Here is a 6,437-nt window from a genome sequence, read left to right on the forward strand (position 1 = left end):
GAATCTGAATACATCGCTTTACTAACTAACCAACTTGATTACAGCATGAAAAAGCTCAGTCGCCCAATGGCTAAAATTGGTCATCCCCGCCCTTACTTCTCGGAATCATGGCGCGCTCAAACCTCAATGACTCAGTTGAAAGCGAACGTAGCGGCGCTAGAGAAATTGTACCTAGCTGAAGGTAATGGGCTTGATGATTTATTGAGAGAGAAGGGCTTAAATGACCTTGCCGATCGTGTTGCTGCCCAGTTCACGCTAACGTTAGATACTTGGCCTACAGACTCTAGCTTGTTTACTCTATTACAGAGCAAAGAAGGCTACCGAGAGGTGCTGACTCAATACAACAAACTAGAACGTTTGAAGTACCTGATTCATGAAGAAGTGGCGATAGAGCTTGGCGTGGTAATAGGATTTAATGCTACCGATGGTGACTGATAATACGCGAAGATCGTTACTCAAGGCTGCGCTGGGTTGTGCAGCTGTTCCATTGCTTCCGTTTGGGTGTGCGACTCGAAAGGATGGGGCAACTCGAAAGGATGGCATGAGCACATCTAATGATCCCCAGTTGATTGGTTGTGCTCTTAATGGTCGTGGTCAATATTCAGCGGTTGTGGCTGACGAATTTGGTATGCCACTGAGCCAACTTCCGATCCCCGATCGTGGTCATGGCGTAGCAATTTGCCCAACATCATCACATGCGGTGGTTTTTGCTCGTCGTCCTGGTGACTATTTTATGGTGTTTGACTATAAAAGTGGTCAGCAGATCAAAATGGTCGTCAAAGGTAACAACCGCCACTTCTATGGTCATGGCGTTTACTCATTGGATGGTAAGTTACTGTATGCCACCGAAGGGAAAACGGACAGCAGCCAAGGCGTAATTGGCGTGTACGATGTCGCGCAAGGCTATCGTAAGGTTGAGGAGTTCACTGGTTTCGGTATCGGCCCACATGAAGTGATCATCATGCCTGATGGTAATCTCGCGATTGGCGTTGGTGGCGTTCATACTGATGGCAGAACACCGAAAAATTTGGACTCCATGCAACCGAGTTTGAGTTATGTTTCTCCTGAAGGTGTGTTGCTTGATCAGGTTGAATTGCTAGACAAGAAGCTGAGTATTCGACACTTAGCCCATGATGGTGCTGAAACCGTGCTTTGTGGTCAGCAATATCGTGGTGAGCCAGACGAGTATCCTTCGCTTTTGGCGATGCATACCAAAGGCGGGCAGTTTGAATCACTGAACGCTGAGCCTGAGCAATGGGCAAGATTTAATCACTATATCGCAAGCATTGCGGCGTCAGATGATTGGATTATCGCGACCTCGCCAAGAGGGAGTTGCTACGGTATTTGGTCTAAAGAGAGCAAAGAATTAGTCGAGCTTTCTGCGCTGTCAGATGCCTCTGGTGCCGTGTTACTTGATGGAGAGTTTCGACTCAGCTCTGGGGCGGGTAGTGTGGTCAGCCAACGCAAGCCTTATGAGAAATCAACTCAGCAATCATCGGTCCAGTGGGATAACCATTGGAGTTCTATCTGATTTATAAAGCCGCTTAAAAATAACATGCTTACTCCTATATCTTTGCCATACTTATGGGATGATTGATGATGGAGTTAAGCATGTTCGCGAAATACTTCTGTGGATTACTAGTTTTAGTCTCTGTGCATGCATGGAGCTATACGAGTTCTGACGAGAGCCGCTTCATTCCGGCTGATTCAGAACTCTCTTTCATGCTTATATATCCAGAGCTCACACAGAGTATCTATCAAGACACTTCTCTGCCTATCCTTTGGGATTCTCCTGAGCTGGTTAAAGCGTTTGAGTTCCAATTGTCGCTTCTTGAACAAGCGCAAATGGCACCGCTTTTTGAACGACAACTCAAGCAAATCCGCCAGTATCAATCTCGTCGTCAATGGCAAGAGTTAGACATCTTACTCACTGATACCTTTATCTATTATCTTAGCTACGTTGAAAACGCGCCGCTTGCCGGTAAAGAGTGGTACTTCTCGGGTAAGTTGCATTCTAAATTGCCTCAACCTTCGCCACATATTTTGATGAGACTGAAAAGCAGCGTTGCTAATGATTACTTATTAGAGATGGTGTTGTCTTACGCGCCGCCTGTTGGGGATTTTGATCAATTCAAAGCAACCTATTCCGTGTTGGAAACCGCGTCTGAACTCAATATTGAACGATACAGACAGAAAGGATTGAAACGCTTGGGAGACTCGCTCTCGGACAAAGCGACTTTGGTTGAGCGTATTGCATTGGTCGGCGTTGATACCTCTATGATCGCGGTCGACTTCCCTAAGTTCGATCGAGATCTGCAAACGGCGATTAAGTCCTTCCAGCGTATGCACGGTCTTACAGACGATGGGATCATCGGCCCTGACACGATCAAGTGGATCAACATGGGTTTTGACGATCGATTAACCTCATTGGCCCTGAATGCCGAACGTGTTCGTTTGTGGCCAAGAGACAGAGACTCTCTCATTGTTGTTAACGTGCCGAGTTTCGACATGAAGTATTGGGAAGATGGCGAAGAGGTGTTTGAGTCTAAAGTCGTGGTAGGCAGAAAATCGCGAAAAACGCCGCTTTTAGAGATAAACCTAGATTCGGTCATTCTAAACCCGACTTGGAACGTGCCATGGAAAATCATGGTCAAAGACATCCTGCCCAAAGTAAAAGCCGACGAAAGCTATCTTGAAACGAACAACTTCCAAGTGATTGACGGTTGGCGTTCAATGGAAACCGTCGACACCACCGAGATAGATTGGCAGACCATCAACTTCAATTCTTTCCCATATCGAATGCGTCAGCAGGCAGGCTCACGCAACGCACTAGGCTTGTATAAGTTCAACACTCCCAATAAGCGCGCGATCTATCTGCACGATACACCAAGTAAAGGTCTGTTTAATGACGACTTCCGAGCTTATAGCTCAGGTTGCATACGTGTTGAGCATGCAGAAGAACTGGCTGAGTTGTTGTTTGCGACCAAGGTAAGGAAGGTACCGAACCAAAATAGCAACCTTGCCCCGAATACCAAGGTTCGTCTCAAGAAGCGAATTCCAGTGCACATCATCTATCAAACCGTGTTGTTTGAAGAAGGAGGTATACAATACCGCGGCGATATCTACCAATATGATAAAGAGGGTGGTTGATTAAAAAATGACCAATAAAGGTGATCTTGACCGAAAAATGACAACCAAGCTTCTATTGATAAAATTATAATGAGTATCAATAACTAACCGTGTAAAGGTTACAAATACTAACGTTTTGCGCGGTTTTTGTACGTTGACGCAGCAAATTCCATTATGTATCGTGCATTTTTCGTTCGATCTAATTGGTTTTTTTGCTGTATGTCTCAAAGTTTATTTTCACGCCGTCAGTTTCTGACTTACGCTGGTGGTACTGCTGTTGTCGCCTCTCTTACTCCTTCTATCGCTTTTGCTTCATACCCGGATCAACCAAGAACGATTAGCATGAACAATCTTCACACTGGTGAACGATTAGAGACTTGTTATTTCGATGGCACTAACTATGTTGGTGACGAGATGGCACGCCTTAGCAAACTGTGTCGCGATTTCCGTCGCAATGAAATCCACCCAATGGATAAGAACCTGTTTGATCAGATCACTCAGATTCAAAACGTGTTGGGTATTCAAAAAGAAGTTCAGGTGATCTCTGGTTATCGTTCTCCGGCGACTAATGAAGCCCTTCGTTCTAAGTCGAGTGGTGTCGCAAAGAAGAGTTACCACATGCTAGGTAAAGCGATCGATTTCCGTATCGATGGTGTTGACCTTAAAGAGCTGAGAAACGTAGCGAAAAGCTTGAACGCGGGTGGTGTCGGTTATTATGCGCGTAGCAACTTTATCCATATCGATACTGGTCCAGTCCGCAGCTGGTAGCGCTAAGTTGAGTTATTGAGTGATACGGTAGGCACTTGTCAAAGTAGACATCCAATGTCATAGTTTGCCCAAATTTCAGTTTGTTCTAATAACTCGGTTTATTGCTGCTCAGTTTGTTGCTGTTTAGTTTGTTATTGCAGGGTTTGTTACCAATAACATAGCGATATTCGAGTTGTTCACCAGATTCGCTCTTTAAGGTTTGTATATGTCTCTTAAGTATCAAGTTGTACCTGTTACCTCTTTCTCTCAGAACTGCTCGATTGTGTGGTGTGATGAAACCATGGAAGGCATCGTTGTCGATCCGGGCGGTGATGTTCAACAACTCGCGGCTATCATTGAAGAACTCGGTGTTAAGGTGGTGAACTTGGTATTGACGCACGGTCACTTAGATCATGTTGGCGGCACGGTACCACTTGCTGAGATCTTGAAGGTGAATATTGTTGGTCCACACAAGGCAGACAACTTCTGGCTACAAGGTCTAGAGAATCAAAGTCAGATGTTTGGTTTCCCACTGTGTAAAGCTTTTGAACCGAACACTTGGTTAGAAGAGGGCGACAAAGTCACTTTTGGTAATCAAGTTATCGATGTGATTCACACGCCGGGCCACACGCCAGGTCACGTTGTACTGTTCAGTGAGCAAGCTCGTTTAGCGTTTGTGGGTGATGTATTGTTTAACGGCGCAATTGGCCGTACTGATTTCCCACAAGGTGATTTCAATACGCTGATCTCTTCAATCAAGACTAAGCTTTGGCCACTAGGCAGTGACGTAACATTCGTTCCGGGCCATGGTCCTGAATCGACATTCGGTCGCGAGCGCGCATCAAACCCGTTCGTCGCAGATGAAATGCCTCTATACTAATTAAATCTTTGATTTACCGACCGATTATTTGTGTCGATTGATTGAAAATGAAGCTTAGCTTTTGTCCTGAAAGCTAAGCTTTTTTTTGCGTGTGAACTTATTACTGGTAAACCTTAATCAGAAAGGCGTTCAGCGGCAGCCAAGTAGCGTCGAGCCAGCCCCACAAACTCTTCTCCACTCATATTCAAATCATGGGTTGATATGAAAATGTCATAACCGTGGAAACCTCTTTGATACTTCATTCTGTTGGCAAGCATCGCCTGTAATCCAGAATAATCTTTAATCACCGCGTTTTGATTGTTTGTTTCATTCGGTGAATCAAGGTTGTCTTGTGATTGGTTATTGTTGAAATCAACGTCGTCGGTATTCTGCGACTCTTTGTATTGGCTTAATTCAACACCGCCGTTTTCGGTACAACGCGCGTGGTAATGCGATGAGTCGAGAACCATATCCTCAAAGTTGGACTCTTTGCCTGCTTGTTTGGCTCCTAAGTACAAAAGTGCTCGTTGGCTGAGCAATAATTCACAGGTGATTTTAGGACAAATCGAATCGAGGTAGGGCGAGTAATCTTTTACCTTAATTCCGACCCACGGCAGGGGCTGATGCCAACCATCTTGTTCATAAGTGCAAAGACCAATTTTTTGGATGTTACTCCATTTTAAAACCCAACCCCCTTTGTAAAAGTGCTGCTGAAAATGAGTCGGGGTAAGTGTGAACATCACTCGGCTGCGCAGCATCAAATAGTAGCCAGTTCCCAGAAGCGCAATACTGCAAAAAGCACCCACGATCAGTAACTTTGGATTGTCACTGTAGAGCGCAACGATAAAGCAAACGAAGCCTAAAATAACCGCGAGGATACGGTACGAGCGAGTGAATGAAGGCAAAGAGAAATTAGTAAGGTGACGAGTGTCCATAGGCAACACCAAGTTTTCATATTTTTGTCTGGATGGATAACCAGTGTATATGACCCTGAATTGATAAGTCGATGTTTAAATAATAGACGCTAGTAGACAATATCGGTATTTTTCGTCGACTTTCGACGCTTCACTCTACAAATAGCTCCTGTTTTTTGGTATAAATCGCGCTTCAAATTTTCACCACTGCGAAAAGAGCAGTGAACTGGAGAAATATTCAATGAGACTTGCTCATAAGCGTAAGGTGCAGGCTAAACTGCAGAAACGCACTAAAGCGGCTGTAGTTAAAGCAGTGGCAACGCCGAAAAAAGCGAAGCCTGTCGCAGAGAAAGTTGTAGCAGAAAAAACTGTAGCAGCAAAACCAGCGGTAGAGAAAGCAGTAGCAGCAACTAAAGAAGTTGCAGTAGCACTGACTCCTAAGCAACAACAAGTTCTAGACATCGTTGTTAGCAATGCTGAAGGCATTAACCCTAAAGGTATCGGCCTAGAAGCTGGTCAAGAAGACGCGAAAGCAGCTTCATGGGCAACAGGCGCATTGAAAAAACTTCTTGAAGAAAACCTAGTAGCGAAAGAGCAGCTAGCAGGTAACAAGGTTATCTACAAAGCTATCTAATCCTGTGGGATTACATTCGCTTCGTTAAGTTTTTAAGCCTCGATTTTCGAGGCTTTTTTGTATCTGGCACATTATGCCAAGCCCAAGCCCAAGCCCAAGCCCAAGCCCAAGCCCAAGCCCAAATCTAAACTCAAGCCTAAACCTAGGCTCAATA

7 protein-coding genes are annotated in these 6,437 nt (G+C 44.9%); 6 read left to right on the top strand and 1 reads right to left on the bottom strand.

Annotated features, from left to right (window positions below; all coding sequences use genetic code 11):
* The 5 genes from IQQ51_RS27450 to IQQ51_RS20640 all read left to right on the top strand — a co-directional run.
* Positions 1-435, top strand: a 435-nt coding sequence (locus IQQ51_RS27450; protein WP_322632760.1) for an imelysin family protein, incomplete at its 5' end; no start/stop codon positions are given.
* Positions 425-1,531 carry a DUF1513 domain-containing protein gene (locus IQQ51_RS20625; protein WP_193841987.1) on the top strand — a complete coding sequence of 369 codons (1,107 nt, stop codon included), beginning with the start codon at positions 425-427 and terminating at the stop codon, positions 1,529-1,531. The genes IQQ51_RS27450 and IQQ51_RS20625, both read left to right, overlap by 11 nt.
* Before the next feature lie 80 nt (positions 1,532-1,611).
* A complete protein-coding gene (locus IQQ51_RS20630) occupies positions 1,612-3,150 on the top strand; it encodes a L,D-transpeptidase family protein (RefSeq protein ID WP_193841988.1) in 1,539 nt (512 codons plus the stop codon).
* 198 nt (positions 3,151-3,348) lie between these two features.
* Positions 3,349-3,897 carry a YcbK family protein gene (locus IQQ51_RS20635; protein WP_193841989.1) on the top strand — a complete coding sequence of 183 codons (549 nt, stop codon included), beginning with the start codon at positions 3,349-3,351 and terminating at the stop codon, positions 3,895-3,897.
* A gap of 205 nt (positions 3,898-4,102) precedes the next feature.
* Complete coding sequence (locus IQQ51_RS20640; RefSeq protein ID WP_050643845.1) at positions 4,103-4,756, top strand: MBL fold metallo-hydrolase; 654 nt, start codon at positions 4,103-4,105, stop codon at positions 4,754-4,756.
* Between the two features lie 113 nt (positions 4,757-4,869).
* Here IQQ51_RS20640 and IQQ51_RS20645 read toward each other — a convergent pair whose 3' ends face one another.
* The gene (locus IQQ51_RS20645) at positions 4,870-5,670 is read right to left on the bottom strand and encodes a DUF2982 domain-containing protein (RefSeq protein WP_193841990.1); all 801 of its coding nucleotides are present in this window, start codon (positions 5,668-5,670) and stop codon (positions 4,870-4,872) included.
* Between the two features lie 220 nt (positions 5,671-5,890).
* On the opposite strand from IQQ51_RS20645, the gene IQQ51_RS20650 reads away from it, so the two are divergent.
* On the top strand, positions 5,891-6,283 hold the full coding sequence (locus tag IQQ51_RS20650; protein ID WP_017060956.1) for a hypothetical protein: 393 nt from the start codon (positions 5,891-5,893) through the stop codon (positions 6,281-6,283).
* Positions 6,284-6,437: the final 154 nt, after the last annotated feature.

The sequence above is a fragment of the Vibrio sp. OPT18 genome, from assembly GCF_015163615.1.
Classification (GTDB): Bacteria; Pseudomonadota; Gammaproteobacteria; order Enterobacterales; family Vibrionaceae; genus Vibrio; species Vibrio coralliirubri.

Bases quoted from the DNA above. Each gene is read 5' to 3' on its own strand.
- IQQ51_RS20640 (WP_050643845.1), top strand. From the start codon at position 4,103: ATGTCTCTTAAGTATCAAGTTGTACCTGTTACCTCTTTCTCTCAGAAC.
- IQQ51_RS20625 (WP_193841987.1), top strand. From the start codon at position 425: ATGGTGACTGATAATACGCGAAGATCGTTACTCAAGGCTGCGCTGGGT.
- IQQ51_RS20630 (WP_193841988.1), top strand. From the start codon at position 1,612: ATGTTCGCGAAATACTTCTGTGGATTACTAGTTTTAGTCTCTGTGCAT.
- IQQ51_RS20650 (WP_017060956.1), top strand. From the start codon at position 5,891: ATGAGACTTGCTCATAAGCGTAAGGTGCAGGCTAAACTGCAGAAACGC.
- IQQ51_RS20635 (WP_193841989.1), top strand. From the start codon at position 3,349: ATGTCTCAAAGTTTATTTTCACGCCGTCAGTTTCTGACTTACGCTGGT.
- IQQ51_RS20645 (WP_193841990.1), bottom strand. From the start codon at position 5,670: ATGGACACTCGTCACCTTACTAATTTCTCTTTGCCTTCATTCACTCGC.